The 18,678-nt window shown below is 41.2% G+C and carries 15 protein-coding genes and 1 pseudogene; 9 read left to right on the top strand and 7 right to left on the bottom strand.

Going from position 1 to position 18,678, the window contains the following annotated elements:
- Nucleotides 1-111 precede the first annotated feature (111 nt).
- From V7K84_RS15485 to V7K84_RS15475, 3 genes are read left to right on the top strand one after another with little or no spacing between them, the layout of a single operon-like run.
- Nucleotides 112-516, top strand: coding sequence for a type II toxin-antitoxin system RelE/ParE family toxin (locus V7K84_RS15485; RefSeq protein ID WP_334839275.1), 405 nt, complete (start codon nucleotides 112-114; stop codon nucleotides 514-516).
- Nucleotides 516-950 carry a helix-turn-helix domain-containing protein gene (locus V7K84_RS15480; protein WP_334839273.1) on the top strand — a complete coding sequence of 145 codons (435 nt, stop codon included), beginning with the start codon at nucleotides 516-518 and terminating at the stop codon, nucleotides 948-950. Before V7K84_RS15485 ends, V7K84_RS15480 begins: the two co-directional genes overlap by 1 nt.
- Entirely contained in the window at nucleotides 950-3,952 is a 3,003-nt protein-coding gene (locus V7K84_RS15475; protein ID WP_334839271.1) for a CHAT domain-containing protein, read from the top strand. The genes V7K84_RS15480 and V7K84_RS15475 overlap by 1 nt, the downstream gene beginning before the upstream one ends.
- A gap of 22 nt (nucleotides 3,953-3,974) precedes the next feature.
- Here V7K84_RS15475 and V7K84_RS15470 read toward each other — a convergent pair whose 3' ends face one another.
- Both V7K84_RS15470 and V7K84_RS15465 read right to left on the bottom strand, forming a co-directional pair.
- A complete protein-coding gene (locus tag V7K84_RS15470) occupies nucleotides 3,975-4,439 on the bottom strand; it encodes a DUF29 domain-containing protein (protein ID WP_334839269.1) in 465 nt (154 codons plus the stop codon).
- 151 nt (nucleotides 4,440-4,590) lie between these two features.
- Nucleotides 4,591-5,187 (bottom strand): glyoxalase-like domain protein, encoded by a 597-nt coding sequence (locus tag V7K84_RS15465; protein ID WP_334839267.1) that lies wholly within the window; start codon nucleotides 5,185-5,187, stop codon nucleotides 4,591-4,593.
- Between the two features lie 196 nt (nucleotides 5,188-5,383).
- Between V7K84_RS15465 and V7K84_RS15460 the strand changes: the two genes are divergently transcribed.
- Both V7K84_RS15460 and V7K84_RS15455 read left to right on the top strand, forming a co-directional pair.
- On the top strand, nucleotides 5,384-6,022 hold the full coding sequence (locus V7K84_RS15460; RefSeq protein WP_099101733.1) for an RNA polymerase subunit sigma-70: 639 nt from the start codon (nucleotides 5,384-5,386) through the stop codon (nucleotides 6,020-6,022).
- 89 nt (nucleotides 6,023-6,111) lie between these two features.
- Nucleotides 6,112-7,191, top strand: coding sequence for a tetratricopeptide repeat protein (locus V7K84_RS15455; protein ID WP_334839264.1), 1,080 nt, complete (start codon nucleotides 6,112-6,114; stop codon nucleotides 7,189-7,191).
- A 140-nt stretch (nucleotides 7,192-7,331) separates the two neighbouring features.
- Here V7K84_RS15455 and V7K84_RS15450 read toward each other — a convergent pair whose 3' ends face one another.
- The 3 genes from V7K84_RS15450 to hisG form a co-directional block, all read right to left on the bottom strand.
- Nucleotides 7,332-8,069 carry a hypothetical protein gene (locus V7K84_RS15450; protein ID WP_334839263.1) on the bottom strand — a complete coding sequence of 246 codons (738 nt, stop codon included), beginning with the start codon at nucleotides 8,067-8,069 and terminating at the stop codon, nucleotides 7,332-7,334.
- 336 nt (nucleotides 8,070-8,405) lie between these two features.
- A complete protein-coding gene (locus V7K84_RS15445; RefSeq protein ID WP_334839261.1) occupies nucleotides 8,406-9,860 on the bottom strand; it encodes a sensor histidine kinase in 1,455 nt (484 codons plus the stop codon).
- Nucleotides 9,861-10,333: 473 nt separating this feature from the next.
- Nucleotides 10,334-10,978: an ATP phosphoribosyltransferase gene (hisG, locus tag V7K84_RS15440; RefSeq protein ID WP_334839259.1), complete on the bottom strand. Its 645-nt coding sequence runs from the start codon at nucleotides 10,976-10,978 to the stop codon at nucleotides 10,334-10,336.
- Between the two features lie 76 nt (nucleotides 10,979-11,054).
- On the opposite strand from hisG, the gene rppA reads away from it, so the two are divergent.
- Nucleotides 11,055-11,753: a two-component system response regulator RppA gene (gene rppA, locus V7K84_RS15435; RefSeq protein ID WP_334839659.1), complete on the top strand. Its 699-nt coding sequence runs from the start codon at nucleotides 11,055-11,057 to the stop codon at nucleotides 11,751-11,753.
- Between the two features lie 242 nt (nucleotides 11,754-11,995).
- Nucleotides 11,996-12,160 (top strand): hypothetical protein, encoded by a 165-nt coding sequence (locus V7K84_RS15430; protein WP_334839257.1) that lies wholly within the window; start codon nucleotides 11,996-11,998, stop codon nucleotides 12,158-12,160.
- 9 nt (nucleotides 12,161-12,169) lie between these two features.
- Here the strand turns inward: V7K84_RS15430 and V7K84_RS15425 are convergent, their stop codons facing one another.
- On the bottom strand, nucleotides 12,170-13,201 hold the full coding sequence (locus V7K84_RS15425; protein ID WP_334839255.1) for a 1-acyl-sn-glycerol-3-phosphate acyltransferase: 1,032 nt from the start codon (nucleotides 13,199-13,201) through the stop codon (nucleotides 12,170-12,172).
- A gap of 642 nt (nucleotides 13,202-13,843) precedes the next feature.
- On the opposite strand from V7K84_RS15425, the gene V7K84_RS15420 reads away from it, so the two are divergent.
- Both V7K84_RS15420 and V7K84_RS15415 read left to right on the top strand, forming a co-directional pair.
- Nucleotides 13,844-14,098 carry a helix-turn-helix domain-containing protein gene (locus V7K84_RS15420; protein WP_094351099.1) on the top strand — a complete coding sequence of 85 codons (255 nt, stop codon included), beginning with the start codon at nucleotides 13,844-13,846 and terminating at the stop codon, nucleotides 14,096-14,098.
- A 1-nt stretch (nucleotide 14,099) separates the two neighbouring features.
- Nucleotides 14,100-18,239 carry a PAS domain S-box protein gene (locus V7K84_RS15415; protein ID WP_334839254.1) on the top strand — a complete coding sequence of 1,380 codons (4,140 nt, stop codon included), beginning with the start codon at nucleotides 14,100-14,102 and terminating at the stop codon, nucleotides 18,237-18,239.
- Here the strand turns inward: V7K84_RS15415 and V7K84_RS15410 are convergent.
- Nucleotides 18,236-18,331, bottom strand: a pseudogene (locus V7K84_RS15410) (ArsC family transcriptional regulator); the annotation flags it as partial. The gene V7K84_RS15415 and the pseudogene V7K84_RS15410 overlap by 4 nt on opposite strands.
- Nucleotides 18,332-18,678: the final 347 nt, after the last annotated feature.

Genomic DNA, 18,678 nt, shown 5'->3' with positions numbered 1-18,678 from the left:
TGAGTGGAAATTGAACATTTTAGTTGCATTCCCATAATCTATGCGATATTCCTTATAAAGAATAATATAGTTGATATTCTTTATAAGGAATACTATACTTTGAGGTAGGAAGTGAATTGGACTTGGGAACTTTATCAAGATGTCAATGGGGAAATCCCCAAAGATTTGCTTGCTTTTTTCATTAGGATGATTCCTGAACAGGAGCAACCAGAAAATCCACCAAAGCCATTACTGAGTCCTTCCGAAACCAGGCGTTTGCAAGTTAACCTGGGCTACCTGTGTAATAAAGGACTCGCATCACTTACCAGTGGCATCTTTGAGAAACTCGGAGATGACCTGTATGAGTTACGTATGACCAAGAGCGAACATAATCCAAGGTTTATTTTAACGGCTGCGAGTCCTCAGCGGTTTGTAGTGCTGCACGCCTTTATGAAGAAATACGACAACGCTATTAAAGATAGAGACAAAGAGCCTGCAAAAGTAAGATTACGTGAATTGCAGCAGAAGGAAAATTGATGAAAAAGCCTAATTTTCAAGCTTGGTTGCAGCAGAAGGTAAGCGACGAGCCAGAAGTGATTTTGGCGGGAAAGTTAGAGTATCTGCGCCTATATCTTACTGATGCCATGCGGGAAATACGTAATAAAGCAGGGTTGACTCAGGCACAGTTAGCGGAAAAGCTGGGCGTAAAGCAGGCGGCTGTGTCCAAGCTGGAGTCGGCGTTAAAGGAACATGAGTTGGAATCGGTGTTGCACTATTTACATACGTTGGGTGCAGATTTGCTGGTAGCCGTCAAACAAGGAGATGACTTATATCAAGCTAGTGATAACGAAGGTGTGTTGCTGGTAGATGTACCAGATGTAGTTTTCCAAAAAGCATTGGCGGCAAACATGAGCGTCCGAGAATATGTGCGTGTCGCCGTTGAGAAGTTTTCTGGCGAGGATGAGCAATAGTGACTAATTTCCTGCAAAGTGATGACTTGGTAGCGGTGAAGGTAAGAAAGCAGCTAAAAGATAAATCGCTACAAAAAATTGCTGTTGAGTTGGAAAGATGTTTGAGTCTATCTGAAGAAGATAGGATTTTCGCTGTGAAAAATGTTTTGGCTGCTAATGTGGCGTGTGGAGAAAGTAATCGCGGAAGTAGTGATGAAATTGAGGAAATTGAGTTGCTAGATTTAACTGAAGAAGTGCTAGAGAAGTTAACATATATAGATTTTTTATTGCAAATATTGCTAAAAACCTCACAAAGTTCTGCTGATAAGAAAACAGTTTATCCTTTATTGCAAGATAATTTAGACAAACTAGATTTGAATTTTGCTGACTTATTGCGTCATTGGTCTAAAAATTACTTTGCTGGAGAAAGTCTATATAAAGTACAAACAGTAGCAGGAACTATTAGTAATTTTGGTACATTAATTGGACAGTTCCCGCAGGGAAACCTAGCTAACAACTTAGATATTGCAATTGTATGTTTTGAGGTTATTGAATTCATTTTTACTAGGGAAGAATATCCTATAGAGTGGGCAATATCTAAACTTAATTTGGGAAATGCTTATGGTAATCGTATTTACGGCGATCATACAGAGAATCGAGAAAAGGCAATCGGAGCTTATCAGGATGCTTTAAAAATTTATTCTCGTGAAGAATATCCTATAGAGTGGGCAGAAACTCAAACTAATTCGATTCTTCTTTACTCTGCAAAAATCAAAAATATAAAAATGGATGACAATTCCTATGTAAAATTATTAGATAAATTAGTATCAATCTGTAATGCAGTGTTAGAAATTTTTACCCAAGATAGTTTTACGGAAAAATGGGTTATTATTAAAAACAATCTCGCATCTATTTACTGTGATACTCCACATCCTAATCGCTCAGATAATTTGGAATTAGCTATAGATATTTACAATGAAGTATTAGGTGTATTGAATCAAGAATCACTTCCTCAAGAATGGGCAAATACTCAACTTAATATGGGTATTGCATATGATAAAAGGCTTCAGGGAGATCGACAAGAAAATTTTAATTTGGCAGTTCAAGCTTATCAGAATTCTTTAAAAGTTTATACTCGTGAGAATTATCCATTTACATATGCCATACTTCAGAATAACTTAGGTAATGCTTACCGTGATCAAGGATTAGCCACTTCTGCAATAAATTATTATTGGTTAGCCTTAGAAATTCATACACACACAGCTTACCCTAATGAATCGCTTAGAGCTTCTCGCAATCTTGGTAATACAGCTTTTAAATCTGGAGACTGGGACGAAGCTATTAAAGGTTATAGTATTGCTATTAAATCAGTAGAAACTAGCCGTAGTTGGGTAAAATCTGAATCACGTCGTCAAAAGATTCTAGAAGAATCCATCGGCATTTACGAAAGTATGGTGCAAGCTTGCATCAACGCTGGACAAATAGAAAAAGCCTTTGAATACTCCGAGCGATCGCGTTCCAAACGCCTGGTAGACTTAATGGCAAGCTACAACCTCTCTCAAGGCGAAGAAATCCCCCCAAAAGTTCAAGAATTATTGCAGCAGTATGAAGAACTGCAACGGCAAATTGACCAAGAACGCCAAAGCCATAAATCTGAAAATAACCGTAGTGAAACACGCGCTGCTTGGGAAGCTTATAATGAAGCGATCGCATCTTTAGAAACCCAAAAACAACAAGTTTGGGAAAATCTCAGACGCGAAGATCCCGTATTAGCGGGAGAGATCCAAGTTAACCCCCTCAGCTTGTCAGAAATTCAAAAGCTAATTGACCAACCCAATACAGCTATCCTCAGTTTCTACACTACCAACAGCGACACCCATATTTTTGTGGTGCAGCAAAACCAGATTACTCTCCACACCTGCACAGGAGAAGGGTTAGATACGTTGCAACGATGGATTGAGCAGAATTGGTTATTGCCTTATAGAGATGAACCCAAAAAATGGAAAACTCAAATTAACTGTATTCTCCGCGAACTAGCTGAACGCCTACAAATATCTGAACTCATATCTGAAGATCTTCAAGGAATAGAAGAATTAATTTTAGTACCTCACCTGTTATTACATCAGATTCCCTTCGCTGCTTTGCCTACAGGAGAATATCAGGAATATTTAGGAGATAAATTTCTCATTCGTTACACCCCAAGCTGCCAAATTTTAGAATTTTGTCAACAACGTGATACTGTAGGGACATTTAATGATATATCTCTACAATATGGAACTGTGGAAGATGCCGAAGATAACCTTCCCTGTGCCAGATTTGAAGGCGAACAACTCGCCCAAATGTATAACATTCCACCAGAAAATAGATTAATTGGTAGTAGTCAAGCCACCTCTAAGAACTATCGACAATTAGCACAACAAGTTCAAGTACTTCATTCGTGCCACCATGCCCAATCTCGCCTCGATAATCCCTTAGAATCACAGTTAAAATTAGCTGATGGTAGCATCACCTTGGGGCAATTGATGACACCAAGCTGGCGTTTACCTCAACTTGTAGAAGTGTTTCTGTCTTGCTGCGAAACTAATTTGGGTACTCCTTCTCTAACTGATGATATTTTTACTCTCTCCACAGGTTTTTTGTGTGCTGGTGCTAGAAGCGTTGTTAGTACTTTGTGGTCAGTCAATGATTTAGCCACAGCATTATTTTCTATCTTTTATTATCAGCAGCGACAAGAAGGTAAAAACCGTCCTGAAGCTTTACAGAAAGCGCAAATTCAGTTACGAGAATTTACAAAATTAGACCTTAATAAAATATTCCAGGAAGTAGAAGTAAGGGAAAAAGAACTGATAGGAAATAGGAAAAAATATCTTTCAGGTTCTATCGAATATGAAGAATGGAAGCTTGAATATAATATGTATGCTAAATTGAACAGACGAATTAAAGAAATCGAAAACTCTACTCAGCAATTTCCCTTTTCAGATCCTCATTACTGGGCTGCTTTTATTTGTCACGGTTTACTGTGAGAAAATAGTAGTATTGGAACGATTACTCGCCCTGTTCATCAACCTGATTAAAATTTGGTAAGAATTTAGGATTCAAAGTTTGGTCTAAAGTGTAGGGACAGATTTCTGGAAAAACATTTTCACCCAACTCAGTTTCTCGAATCGCTAAAGCCAAACCTAGTTCATAAACACTAAAGAAAACTTCATCAAGATAGGGTTTCAAACTAGGGCTATCTTGCAGAAGCAGCTTAATTTGAACACGTTGCTCTCGAATTGTACCCAACCAGCTATTGCTACGTTTTTCAGGTTGAAATTGCCATTTTAGTAGATGTCCTAGCAATACTCCCAGCCGATTTCGCAATTCTTGCCGTTCTCTTCTGCCCAAAGTTTCAATTTCTTCAATCAGGTTAAGCGTATCTAGTTGTTCCCACTGTTGAGTTTTGAGCAAGCTAACCTGCTTTTGCGTCCAACCATAGAAATCTGTTTCATAGAGGTGAGATGTGTACATTTTTTCCACTTTATTTACACCTATCTACTTACCTACCCCTGCGGTAACGCTTGCACGAAAATCCTAAATCTAAAAATAAATATTGGGTGGAGCGATGCCTACGGCGGCAAGTTACGCCCCACCCAACCTAAAATAATCTAATAAGTAACTACTAATTCGCTACCTCAGCCACCTCAATAACTCGCCCTTCATAGTCCTTGACCAAAAAGTTCAAGGGTTTGTGGTTACGAATCTTCAATTTCAAACCGCGCGTTTCGACTCGCATTAAAATCATTTCCAGGCAGTCATGGTCAAAACAAACGTGGCGTTGCTGATTTTTACTACCTAAACTCGCACCAGTAATGACGTGTAGCTGGGTATTTTTCTTCAATTGATACCACAGCCCATCGTTAGCATTATTCATCATTTTGCTAGACAAGCTCGGCCCAGTAGACATATATAACGGATCGATGCCAGTTGCGCCTATAGTTTGTTCGTAGTTGTAGTAGTAGTGCAATGGCACCTCAGCTGCTGGCAAATCTAGCAGTCCTTCATACAACTGTCGGGCAATCTCCAAATCTGACACCATTACAGTGTGTACTTTTGGGGCACTGGTGAGAAACATCCACATTGCACCAGCGTAAGCTGCTAGCAGCATCACCATAATGCCTTGGGTGGAGAACAGGCTATCTAAGGGCAGGGAAGGCAGAAAGGAGCCTAAAGTAAGGGGACTGAGCAGGAACGAGATCACACTAACTGCTATAACCATGAACAAATAAGGATTCTTTAAGAGAGTTGATTTTATGATTGTCGATTAAGACTAAAATTAAGTCCTTGTTTCTAGTTTATCAATACTCAAGTAGTCTGAGTCTCATCTACAAACTGAGCAACACCAAGATATTATGCGATTAACTAGGGGAGTGCAATTCCCAAAACTATTTTAACAACTATCAACTCCAAGACTTGTGCAAATCCCTCATTTTCCCGAAGCTAATCACCCACTGGTGAAGTCGTTGTTCCATCACAGTGACCATGAACTACTGACTCTGTTTCAGCGCTATCCAGATGCCGGAAAGTACTTTACCGTGATTTTCTGTCGCTACAGTCCCATAGTCTACACCTTAATTCGGCATTCGGCGCGATCGCCTGTGCAGGCAGATTATCTGTTTGCCCTTACCTGGCGACATATCTATTACGAACTCGGTGGACTCAAGTTAACTGACTCTGAATCAGGTGAGGAAGCTTTGACCATGCAGAATTGGTTAATTAATATGACAGCTTTCTGTATAAATGAGATTAAACTACCACCCACAGAAGCAATTCATTATTCTCTGCAAGCAACTTCACCGCCGCTATGGTGCTATGTACAACAGGCGTTAGACCAACTACCACCAGTTTTACGATTAATTGTGTTAATGGCTCAAACTTTCCACTGGAGTGAAACTAGAATCGCTGCTTATCTACAAGCTGAAGGAGAAGCGATCGCTCCTAACGAAGTAGCCAATTTTCTCCAGGAAGGCTATCGTATGCTAGAGGACAAATTGCCCACAGATATCCGCGCCATATACTTTGGAGAAGATTTAGCTCAATCACAACTTAAGTAAAAATGCGTATATTAATTGTCTTCAATTTTAAAACTTAAAACTTCTTCTTAGACCTTCTACTTAAACCCGCAACTTTACGGGTAATTTTTATGAAACAACGGCTTGTATTTCCCTGCCAAAAGGTAGGCTTAATTTGTGTAGATGCGATTTCTTGTCGCCAGGTACTTTTACACAGCTTTTTACTGTTTGCTTTTGTGCTGAGTCCTGTAGCGGGTGCGGTTGATATTTCCGAACAACTCCATCGCCCTTTAAATAATTCCGTTGGGCGACAATCAAGAGATGAAGCAGACAGCTTGCTGCGTATTGGTCAACAAGAATACACTTCAGGATATGCCGACAAAACAATTGCGTCCTGTTTGCGGGCATTAGAACTATATCATTCTATTGGCGACCTGAAAGCACAAGGTCTGACGTACAATTTGCTTGCCAAGGCTTATGTGCAGCTTGGTAGTTCAAAAGAGGCAGAAGATGCTTTCAGAAGAGGATTAGCGATCGCTCGTGATACTAAAGACTTTCAATCTCAGATTTTTGTACTGAATAATATCGGTACATTTCTGCTGCAAAAAGGCGAATTTGCTGCTGCTGGTAAAACAGTTGAAGATGCACTCACAATTGCTCACGGGGTGAAAAATATTGAAGGTGAAGGACTGTCTTTGAGTAATTTGGGCTTGGTAAATGCCAGGTTGGGAGATTATAACAAGGCGATTAAACTGTACGAAAATGCTTTAACTTTCCGCCGTCAGACTGGCGATGCCATCGGTGAAGCAAATACCTTGAATAACTTAGGAGATGCTTATTTAGCATCTGGAAATTATCAAGATACCATTGCTACTTATGGTGAAGCAATGCGGACAGCTAAAACTAACCGCGATCGCACCAATGAATTACGGGCAATTGACGGTTTAGTTACGGCTCACACTGCTGTAGGACGTTACGAACGCGCCTTTGACTTACTAGAGCAGCGTTTAGCACTCGCGAAAGAATTACAAAATTTACGCGAAGAATTAAAATCTTTTGAATCTTATGCCCAGTTATATAAGCAACAAGGTAACTATTTAACTGCCCGCAATTTTTACGAAAGGGCAATTATACTGGCGCGGACATTGCAAGATACCAGGCAAGAAGTGCAATTGCGGGATCAATTAACTAAAATGCTTCAGCGAAAGTAGCAGTCAATTTAAGGTTAAAAGGGCGGTTGGAAACCGCGTCTACACAGGCAAAACCGATAAAAGCTTGATTTTATCTTACCCAAGTGGTGTAGCTCTTATTTGCGTAGCCGCGAATTACCATCGCCCTAGTTCTAAATTAATTAATTCAAGAACACTGAACCGTTTCGTTCAATTCTCATCGCACTTCTGCCCTGTGTTGCATTGGTGGATTCCTTAAATGTAACTTCCAAGCTTCCTGGCTCTGAAGAACCTTGTGGAGTCACTATTAACTGTCCGCCATCTTGTCGTTCAAATGTTACTGTTACTGGTGCTTTTAAAGCTTGCAGCGTTACATCTGACTTACCTTCTAGCGATCGCGGTGCCGTATCGCCAATCACTTGGAAAGTTATCTTAGCCGCAGTATCATTCACCAACCTGATATTAACCATACCATTAGTGAGTGCGATCGTCGCACTGGGGGCTTGCCGTGGTTCTACCAGTGGTTGTTGGTCATTGGAAACCGCAGGTGGTGAAGACTGTTGAGTTCGATCGCCAGGAATTGGGCGTAGTGGTCTAGCGCCTGGTTGTGCTGGTAGGGGAGACACTTGCCCCTCAGCCGGAGGAACTGGTTGTGCTGGCCTAGCACTTGGTTGTGGTGGTACGGGAGACAGTTGCCCTTCAGCCGGCGGAACTGGGCGAGGTGGTGTGACACCTGATTCCGGCGATCCGGGAGCCTGAGAGCGGTTGTAGGGTGGTTCGCTAAAAATACTGGGACTTGGGTTAAGCTTGACAGTAGATTCTTGTGCTAATGCTTGAGGAATTGCTGGCAGACTAATTAGCAATCCCCCACAAAGAGCGCCAAATAACTTGCTAGACTTGCGAAAATTTTGAGACTTCATATTCGTTCTTGACTCCTAGAAAAACTTCAATTTTTTTCTTACTAAAGATTTCTCCAGCCGGAAATTAAATTAGGTTTTATCGGTCGTTCAGTACATCTAAACATTTAACAAACTACTCGATTTCTCGCATCTAGCTAAGGATACGGAAATAATCTAAAAAAATTGAAATATTTCATTCTCAAGATTTTAAATCTTAAGCATTGTCATTAAGCACATTTTTGTAACAGTCAAATTCAATATACCGCTAGAAAATAAATTTATTAGCTAAGAATTAAAGTCCACTTGAATAGACTAAAATATTACATCTATCACAGGAAATAAAAATTTATTAGCAAATTAAGACTCAAGAGTTATTGGTAAAGTGATAGTAAAGGTAGTGCCAATGCCTTGGGTACTTTCAACTTGAATATGACCGTGATGATGTTCGACAATAGCTTGAGCGATCGCTAATCCCAATCCTGAACCTGTAGCGCTGGCTGTCGCTGTATTCCCCGTCCTATGAGTACGTGCCGGATCTACTCGATAAAAGCGGTCAAATAAACGTGGTAGTGCTTCGGCTGGAATTCCAACTCCGGTATCACTCACCTTAACTTGCAACTGGGCACTGGTGTTACGTAGTCCAGAAACACGATTTATTCCTTCTATCCGCGCCAATTCTACTTTCACCCGTCCACCGGCTGGAGTGTAATGCAAAGCGTTAGCAATTAAATTTGTGAATAGCCGCACCAATTGATCCCAATTACCTACAAGAGTGAACCAATTTTCCAGTAATTCGGGGCTAGTTTCAGAGATAGGAGGGTCAATTAAGTCTAGAGAAAGGGTGATTTCTTTTTCGGGGACTAACAATTGTTGTTCTTCAACCACCTCTATTAGCAAAGCGTCCAACGGACAAGGTGAAAAAGTATCTTTGCTAATACCACTATCCTGTCTTGCTAGAAAGAGTAAGTCATTTACTAACTTACCCAAACGCTGCGTTAACCGTTCCACTACCTTTAACTGTTGTCGATATTGCAAAGAACTAGTCGTTTCTGTCTCTGCTAAATCCAAGTCAGCAAGCGCAACTTGCACATTAGTTTGAATCAAAGTGATTGGACTTCTAAGTTCGTGGGAAGCATCAGCAGTGAATTGTTTAAGACGTTGATAAGATTCACCCACCGGTTCCATCGCTTTACCCGAAAGAAACCAACCACTTGCGCCTACAGAAAGAACCATTAACCCAATACCTAAAGCCAAATCAAAAATTAACTGGCGACTAGGTTTAGTAACTTCAAACCAGGGATGACTAACGCGCAGATATCCTAATACTTGTCGCCTCACTTCTACTCGTTCGGTGACTTGTCGCAATAAGAGTGGGGAGTTAGGAATTTTAAATTTTGAATTTTCACTCTCTCTCTTGACTACGCGCACAGTTTCACCAGTGCGATTGGCACGAATGGGAATATTTAGGGGTTCAGATAGCGTTGACCAAAGTAATTTACCAGTTGGACTAAACCATTCTAGGTCAATGTGGTCATCTTCTACAGTGTCGGTACGATCGCCAAAACTGGCTTCTACATTAATGCGAAATTTATCTGTATCAGCATTAATTGGCTCAAATATTAGTGTAGATGCACAACCATTGGTTGTCAGGCAACGCTCCACTATTTCCACTACATGGTTAAGGGTGTCATCAATCCGCTCAATCAGCGTACTGCGGACGTATAAATAAACGCCACTGGCAAACAGTAGTAGTAATACAGCAGTGACGGCAGTGTACCAAATTGCAAGACGGCGGCGAGTAGCTTGAAACATATTTCCACCTACTTCGTGTTAAGAATAATTGAAAAGTGCTTTTTATTATTAACAACTTTGCTCCAAATAATACTAGTTTAATTGTTTGCGATCGCATCAAATTTTAACGCTCAAAAAATAATATAAATATAACTTTGATTCAATTTACTGAGTGGTTAAAGAAAAATTTTAATCTTTGTATACGTGAGTTTAATACGCGTATTATGCAACAAAAGATAAGGACTTTTAAAACCTAGTTTTTAGCCAAAAGTTATACCAACTTGAAAAAAGAATGCAACAAATAGACCATTTGTAGAGACGCGATTCATCGCGTCTTCTTCCCAAAGATGTGTTGCAATCATTAATTGAATTGGTATAACAGTTGAGTATTTTTTATCTGCAAGTCGCTTGAATACGAGACGCTGTACAAACGAATAGTACAGCGTTAGTTAAGAACGAGCATCTAAAGAAGCGTTATTACGAATTAGATGATATTAAACGCCTACCAAAACGGCCTCCCGCAGATTGTCAATCACATCACTCAGATTACCTGTATTCAGCCGGTAACTCAGAGGATGGGCAATCAACCGCGCCGTGCTTTCATACAGACTAGCAATTTCAATCAAACCATTTTCGCGTAAAGTCCGCCCTGTAGAAACCAAATCTACGATCGCTTCTGACATTCCAGTAATTGGGCCTAGCTCTACTGAACCATACAATGGCACTATTTCCACAGGTAAATCCAGACTATGGAAATATTCACGAGCGCAATTGACATATTTTGAAGCAACTCTACCATGCGGTGGTAAATCTAAAGGCGATCGGTAATCACTTGATTCTTTTACCGCCACTGACATCCGACAATGACCAAACTGCAAATCTACCAAGTGGGCAACTTGCGGCTGCTTCTCCCGCAGCACATCGTAACCAACAACTCCTAGTTGTGCTTGACCATATTCCACATAAACAGGTACATCTTGCGCCCGCACCAGTAAAGCTTTTGCAACTCCCTTAGTGTCAGGAATTTGAAGTTGGCGGGTTCCTGAATCTAAAAAAGCACTAAAATCTAATCCGACAGCTTGTAGCAAGCGGATGCTATTTTTAAGTAGTTCCCCTTTTGGCAATGCAACAGTCAGCATTTTTTTTATTGGTATCCTTAGCGTCTTGGCAGTTGAATAATATTGAGAATATCTCTATATGCTTACCACAAGCAGCATGAGAATTTTATTAGTTGATGATGAAGTTGAACTAACTCAACCCTTAAGCCGCTTGTTAACTCGTGAGGGTTATGACGTAGATGCCGTTTATGATGGGACATCTGGCAGCGAACTTGCACAGGCAGGCAGTTATGACCTACTTATTTTAGATTGGATGCTGCCAGGAAAAACGGGGTTAGAGATTTGTCAGGAATTGCGCCGCCAAAGCAAAACCACTCCCGTATTGTTTCTTACAGCTAAAGATACTCTTGATGACCGCGTACAAGGTTTAGATGCTGGTGCGGACGACTATTTGGTTAAACCTTTTGAACTGCGGGAGTTATTAGCAAGAGTCCGTGCTTTATTGCGTCGTTCCGGTACTCAAACCTATGAAACCACCACCGGACGTTTAACCGTGGCTGATTTAGAACTCGATTGTGAAAATCAAGTAGCCTATCGCCAAGGACGAATAATTGAGCTATCGCAAAAAGAAAGCCAGTTGTTGCAATATTTTATGGAACACACCGGACAACTTCTGACTCATGCCCAGATTATGCAAAATTTGTGGCAAGAGTCAGAACAACCCAGTAGTAACGTAATTGCGGCATTAATTCGTTTGCTGCGGCGTAAGATTGAGGTGGGTAAAGAAACTACGCTGATTCACACAGTCTACGGTAAAGGTTATCGTTTCGGTGCTTCCTCAGTGGAGTCGGTTTAGCGGCTGTTTTGACTCACAAAGATTTGGTTCATTGTTTAGGAGAATCATTGATATTTCTCAGTCTTTGCGACTTTAATTCCTGTCGAAGGTAACGACGACATCAGCATTTGCCACAAATAGATAAGCATTGGTAACGAAACAGGTTGTGTTGCTAACGAAACAGGTTGTATTGCTAACAAACGCACAAGCTGTGGTAGAAACAATAACTTCATTCCTAACAACACGTCAATACAGTATTACCAATGTTTTCAACGATTTTCTCTATTATTGGCTTAGGCAACAGTATAGTGGCGATCGCACTTACAACAGCCATCGGCGTCCCAGGTTGCATAAATGCACTACAAACTTACAGCAGCTTTCATTTAATTGAACCACATCGTAAACCTGTTGTAATCAACAAATTTTAGCTTGTAGTATTAAAATTTACCCAAAAAATGATTAATTTGAAGTTGCAGTTTTTCTCTTAATTGTTGCGCCTGTTGATAAGCTGCTGCACGCCCTTTCTTTGAGTGGTTATTCAATTCTGCTGGTTGCAAAGGGCTAATAAAGTAACGCAAACGAGTTCTCATTGCCCAAACTCCCATTGAGGGAAACAGAAGTAAGGCAAACATCAAAGGCGACAAAGGTAAGAATGGTAGTTTGACTAGTCGTTGTAACTTGGTGAAATTAACAGCCCAAGGATGCAGAGATTCACTGCCGATGCAAACTACTGGCAGAATCGGAATATGATAGCGATCGCTCAACTGAATAAAGCTCACATCAAACTTTTCTAGTTGATAGCGTTTTCTCCAACCTTTACCAGGCCCGCGAATACCTTCGGGTGCATATAAGAGAATTTTACCTTGAGCGAGTGCGCCCTCAAAATCATCTAATTCGGCTCGCACACCACCTAAAACCTGCGACCATTGAGGTGGTAGCCACCAAATCACCCAAGGATGCTCAAATAATACTGGATTTGCTATCGGTTGGACTACCCATCCTTTGGCTTCACTTAATAAATAACCCAAGGTTAAAAAGTCCCAAGGAAAACACATCCCGGCATGATTCATTGCCACAATCAATGGCCCTGTAGACGGTAAGTTTTCAACTTGTTGCAACTCTCCCCGAAAATAGTATTTAACGATAGGGGCTAGAAGTTCTTTACCAAAAGCTTGTTGATATTTAGGATCGAATTCACCAACTTCTTTTCGAGGTGAACGAAAACCCAGACGCAACCAGCGACTCAGCAACGCTAGATAAAATCCGCCAGGAATTAAAAATAATCCATATTCTAGCCAATTCCAACCATCTGAATCTGGGTGATAGTGCTGCCAATGGCGGTTGAATAAAATTAGCCACCCTGGAGGATACCAAAGACAAAACCAATCAAACCAGTTAAATATATAGCCTTCACCTGGTGCATTCTCTTGTTGACTGTTTAATAAGTTTTCGGAGTGTTGATTAATCAAAACAGTTAAAGATTAGGATTAGGCAAAAGTTTTATTAATAGTGGATCGTAACTTTCTAATTTTTTGACTGGCATCAGACCAGAGAAGTAAAGCTAACTACATATTTTGGAATTTCTTCTAGATTGACAGTGGATTTCGGTTAAATGCAGTATAAGGTTAGGGGCAAAATATATTGTGTCTCTACAATTATCTGTACCTCACCTTGGTGTAGCCTCTGTCTGCGAGACGCTGCGCGTTCGCGTAAGCGTCCCGCAGGGAACGTAGAGAAGTTGCAAGCTGCTGTAGTTACTAAACTAGCGAGATAAAAAAGCTTTGATCGAGTTCAAAATTAACTTTATATATAACAAATTAATTTAGATATGAATCATAAAAGTGTGACGCACTACCAATTGGTTGGCTGTGTGCGATCGCTAATAATTATTTAGTCAAATTGCCTTAGATAATACTATCTTACTATCCCATACTCAGCAAAACTTAATGTTTATTTTATATCTGCCTTTTAAAGTAAACACTAAGTCGTGAAGACTGATAACTGAATCTTGATGTTTCGCCAAAAGATGAAATTGATAACGACTAATGATTATTTAAATTCTTCCTCAAGCTGGAGACTAATGGCGAGACATCTGTCCTACTCTTCATACTATGGAACTAGGAAAGCCACTCAAAATTTCAGATTTAATCCGCGAACTTCGGCAGCAACTCGATCTCTCTCAAGAAAAGTTTGCAGCTAAGTTAGGAGTTTCCCTACGCACAATCAATCGCTGGGAGAACGGAGCTACAGTGCCTTCACAGATGGCACTCAAGCTGATTAAAGAGATGTTAGAGAAGATGGGCGAAGCAGGCAAAAGATTAGTGAACGAGTATCTCCCCAAATCGGAGCAACGGGAGGACTCTTAAGATGATGGTGAAAGTACCTGAAAAATTTTTGATGATGCGTTCTCGGTTCATAGCTTTTAATGTAATGATTTTGGCAGTCATAACGGCACTGCTGTTGACAAAAGTGTTACTGCCAGTTTTCGATCCGAGCGTATTTACACTATTTTATGCTGTTGTGGCAGTCAGCGCTTGGTATGGCGGTATGAGACTGGGAGTACTAGCGATCGCTTTATCTGTGACAACTGCCCTCTATTTTTTGATCGATCCAGTCTACTCCTTCGATTTCCTCAGCCTGAAAGTTCTGGTACGATTAACCACATTCTCACTAGTATCCTTCTTAATTACTGCGCTCTCTTCAGAGTTGCGAACTGCTAGATGCAAAGCAGAGACAAGTCTCAAGTTGTTGCAAAATAGCGAAATGCGGTTTAGCCGACTGGCAGAATCCAACATCATTGGGGTAATTGTAACTGATATGAACAACGGCTTCATTATCGAAGCCAATGATGCTTTTCTGAAGATGATCGGCTATACGCGAGAAGATTTTTCTGCTAACCAAATCAACTGGCGCCAGATTACCCCACCAGAGTATCTTCTTTTGAGCGAACGTTCAGTGGAAGAAGTGAGAACTAGTGGAATATGTAAGCCTTTTGAAAAAGAATACATTCGTAAAGATGGCGATCGCATTCCCGTTCTGCTCGGTTCTGTGACGCTGGGAAATACTCAAGAAACGGTTATTGCCTTTGTTGTCGATTTGAGCGAACAGCAAGCTGCGCTACGCGAACGCAAACAAGCAGAAGCGGCATTACAGCAAGCCAATCAGCGAAACACACGCACTCTAGAAAACATGAGTGATGCATTTATTACTCTAGACCGGGACTGGCGAATCATCTACCAAAATGCCGAAGCAGAGCGAATTAACGGTAAATCCCGCACAGAGGTGATTGGTAAGTCGCACTGGGAGGAGTGGCCTATATCATTAGGTACGAATCTAGAGCGTCAGTACCGACGGGCGATGGCAGAGCAAATTCCCGTCCATTTCGAGCATCACTACTACTTACCACCCAAATATGACTTGTGGCTGGAGATTCACGCCTACCCTAGTGAAGATGGTCTTGACATTTTCTACCGCGACATCAGCGATCGCAAACAAATAGAACGAGCTTTGCGACAGAAAGAGGAACGTCTGAAGTTAGCGAACGAACGGTTTGAGTTAGCAGCATCTGCGGTCAACTGTCTGATTTATGACTGGAATATAGAACAGGATAGTGTTGAAAGAACCGAGGGGTTAACCCGAATTTTGGGCTATTCTCTCGCAGAAGCTGAAGCAAGTGGTAATTGGTGGTGTGAGCTTGTTCATCCAGAAGATTTGCCAAGCGTACAAGAGGCGATACTTGCTTTGGAAAATAGCGATCGCTATGCTGCCGAATACCGAATTCGCAACAAAAACAATCAGTATATCTATGTTTTGGATCAGGGGATAGTGGTGCAACGGGATGCTGATGGAAACCCGTTACGTTTAGTTGGTAGCACTACAGATATCAGCAAACGCAAACAGGCAGAGAAGGCAGTCCAAGCAAGTGAGGAACGGCTCAGGAGTTTTGTGAAAGCGAATATAGTTGGCATTCTCTTTGGTGATGTGAATGGTAGCATCACTGAAGCCAACGACGAGTTTTTGCGAATTGTCGGCTATACCCAAGAGGATATTCAAGCAGGTAAACTATGCTGGGCTGATATCACGCCACCTGAGTATCAATATTTAGATGAACTGGCTATTGCCGAAGCAATAGCGAAGGGAACCTGTACTCCTTATGAAAAGGAATTTATTCGCAAAGATGGTTCTAGCGTCCCAGTTGTAGTTGGTTATTCTCTTTTAGGAGAATCTCGGCATAAATCAGTCGCATTCATTCTGGATATTAGCGATCTCAAACAAGTTAAAAAAGCGCTGAGTCAGAGCCAAGAGCAATTTCAAGCTTTTATGGATAATATTCCCGCCGCCGCATGGATTACGAATGCAAACGGACGTGTACTTTACCTCAGTCCAACTTATTTCAGCACATTCAATGTGCCAACAAATAAGGCGATCGATAAAAACATTTTTGACCTATACCCAGTCCAAATTGCTCAACCCCTCCTCGATAACATTAGAATAGTTGCCGAGACTAATCAGGTTGTTCAAACGATTGAGTCTGCCCCACGCACAGATGGCACTCTTGGCGAATTTTTAGTCTATAAGTTTCCCATTGCCGATGTGTCTGGCCAACGCTTAGTAGGAGGGGTTGCAATTGACATTACCGAACGCGAACGCGCCCTTCGCGAACGCCAGCTTGCAGAACAAGCCTTACAAGAACGCAGTGAAAGACTTAAACTGCTTTCGGAAACAACCAGCGATTTGCTTTCAACCGAGCGCCCTTTGGATCTAATGAACAGCTTGTTTAGCAAACTCTCGGCGCAAATGGATTTGCATTGTTACTTTCACTATTTAATCGAGACACACGAAAATAAGCAGAAACTCCGGTTAGTAGCTTGGAACGGTATTAGTGATGAAGTATTTCAAGCAATTGAATACCTAGAATTTGATGAAGGGATATGCGGACTAGTGGTGCAAGAACGCCGTCAAATCGTCGTCAATAATGTGCCGCACTCTACCCATCCCCATGCCAACATCCTCCATGCTTTAGGGATTACAGCCTATGCAGGTCAACCGTTAATTGCTCAGGGAAAGCTGCTTGGTGTCCTCTCTTTTGGCAGTCGCACCCGTACCCATTTTACTTCTGGGGAAATAGCTCTATTACAAGCAACTTCCGATCAGGTGGCGGTTGCTCTGGAACGTTCTCAGTTAATGGCTTCGTTACAGCGCCGGAAAGAAGAATTAATCCAAGCTAATCGAATCAAAGATGAGTTTTTGGCGGTGCTTTCCCACGAACTTCGCACTCCACTAAACCCGATTTTGGGATGGTCGAAATTACTACAAACGAAAAAGTATGATGAAGCAACCACTACTCGCGCTCTCGAAACCATTGAGCGTAATGCCAAGCTGCAAACCCAATTAATCGAAGATTTACTGGATGTCTCTCGCATTCTTCAAGGTAAGCTAAGTCTGAATATTGCTCCTGTAAATCTAGAAACTGCGATCGTCGCAGCAATAGAAACTGTACGTCTAGCCGCTGAAGCCAAATCGATCGATTTACGATTTACGATTTTAGACTTTGACGCAGGCACTCAGTCTTTATCTGCGGAACACTACGCGAACGACAAGGCACAGGAAGCATCGAACGATTTTGGATTAGACAATTCTCAAATAAATTTAGACTCTATCGATTTTAATAAGCAACTTAACAATTTAAAATGCCAAACTTCAAATTCTAAATTTTTAGTCAGAGGTGATTCCAGTCGCTTGCAGCAAGTTATCTGGAATCTAGTTTCCAATGCTATTAAGTTTACACCCCAGAGTGGAGAGATAGAAATCAGTTTAGAGTCTGTTGGTTCTCAGGTTCAATTGCGAGTCAGTGATACAGGTAAGGGAATTAGGCCTGACTTTTTACCATTCGTCTTTGACTACTTTCGACAAGCTGATGGTGCAACTACTAGAAAATTTGGTGGACTGGGCTTAGGATTAGCTATTGTTCATCACATTGTCGAGCTACACGGCGGTACAGTTAAGGCAGAAAGTTTGGGTGAAGAACAGGGAGCTACCTTTACAGTCATGCTACCGTTAATCGAGGTCGATCTAAATAGCCCTCAGATAGCCTCTCAAGCTGATGATTTGCCCGATTTCAAGGGGTTGAAAGTTCTGCTTGTGGATGATGAGCGGGATACAAGAGAGTTAATTGCTTTCATTTTGGAGCAATCTGGCGCGGTAGTAATCCAGGCTGCATCTGCGATGGAAGCACTACGAATTATGCCTCAGTTCCAGCCAAATTTGCTGTTAAGCGACATTGGAATGCCAGAAGTAGACGGCTATATGCTGATTCGTCAAATTAGAGCTATGTCACCAGAACTTGGTGGAAAAATTCCCGCGATCGCTCTTACAGCTTATGCTGGTGAGGTCGATTATCAACAGGCAATTGCCGCCGGATTTGGGCAGCATATCACCAAACCAGTGGAGCCAGCTAAATTACTTCGAGCGATCGCTAACCTAATTTATAGTTGTAGCAATTGTTAATTGAGAGACTTAATTAAGTTTACAACTCGTTCCTTAACTTCATCTCGAACGCGGCGAAAAGTTTCAATTGATTGCTCTGCGGGGTCATCAAGCTAGCAAATCTTTAAACACATCTCTATTACGGTTAAAATCTGCCAAATATTTCTCTAATCCCTCTTTTGTCACTTTCGGAAAACAATAATCTCAGCTAAATTCTGAGACTTTGATTTAATCCAGGTTTGAGGCTTTATTTTCTAACAGAGACTAAAATTTATAGACAAAAAGTAGAAATTCAAGCGCCCTAACCGTTTGAGCGATTGGATTCTCCCAAAGTGACAAAAGAGGGAATACATTACCCAACAAGTTTAATAAACTTTAATAAACAAAAAGCCCCAGGCTGTAATCGCTAGGGGCTTTTAGTTATGAATTATCAAACCTGGCATCGAGCTATTTTTGCGTA

Source organism: Nostoc sp., from assembly GCF_036917315.1.
In the GTDB taxonomy this organism is placed as follows: Bacteria; Cyanobacteriota; Cyanobacteriia; order Cyanobacteriales; family Nostocaceae; genus Nostoc.
Note: the sequence above shows the minus strand (reverse complement) of the source record. Positions and strands in the feature narration are given on the sequence as shown.

Coding starts and splice junctions, on each gene's coding strand:
- V7K84_RS15430 (WP_334839257.1), top strand. CDS start 11,996: ATGTTTTCAACGATTTTCTCTATTATTGGCTTAGGCAACAGTATAGTG.
- V7K84_RS15445 (WP_334839261.1), bottom strand. CDS start 9,860: ATGTTTCAAGCTACTCGCCGCCGTCTTGCAATTTGGTACACTGCCGTC.
- V7K84_RS15415 (WP_334839254.1), top strand. CDS start 14,100: ATGATGGTGAAAGTACCTGAAAAATTTTTGATGATGCGTTCTCGGTTC.
- rppA (WP_334839659.1), top strand. CDS start 11,055: ATGAGAATTTTATTAGTTGATGATGAAGTTGAACTAACTCAACCCTTA.
- V7K84_RS15455 (WP_334839264.1), top strand. CDS start 6,112: ATGAAACAACGGCTTGTATTTCCCTGCCAAAAGGTAGGCTTAATTTGT.
- V7K84_RS15465 (WP_334839267.1), bottom strand. CDS start 5,187: ATGGTTATAGCAGTTAGTGTGATCTCGTTCCTGCTCAGTCCCCTTACT.
- hisG (WP_334839259.1), bottom strand. CDS start 10,978: ATGCTGACTGTTGCATTGCCAAAAGGGGAACTACTTAAAAATAGCATC.
- V7K84_RS15450 (WP_334839263.1), bottom strand. CDS start 8,069: ATGAAGTCTCAAAATTTTCGCAAGTCTAGCAAGTTATTTGGCGCTCTT.
- V7K84_RS15470 (WP_334839269.1), bottom strand. CDS start 4,439: ATGTACACATCTCACCTCTATGAAACAGATTTCTATGGTTGGACGCAA.
- V7K84_RS15420 (WP_094351099.1), top strand. CDS start 13,844: ATGGAACTAGGAAAGCCACTCAAAATTTCAGATTTAATCCGCGAACTT.
- V7K84_RS15480 (WP_334839273.1), top strand. CDS start 516: ATGAAAAAGCCTAATTTTCAAGCTTGGTTGCAGCAGAAGGTAAGCGAC.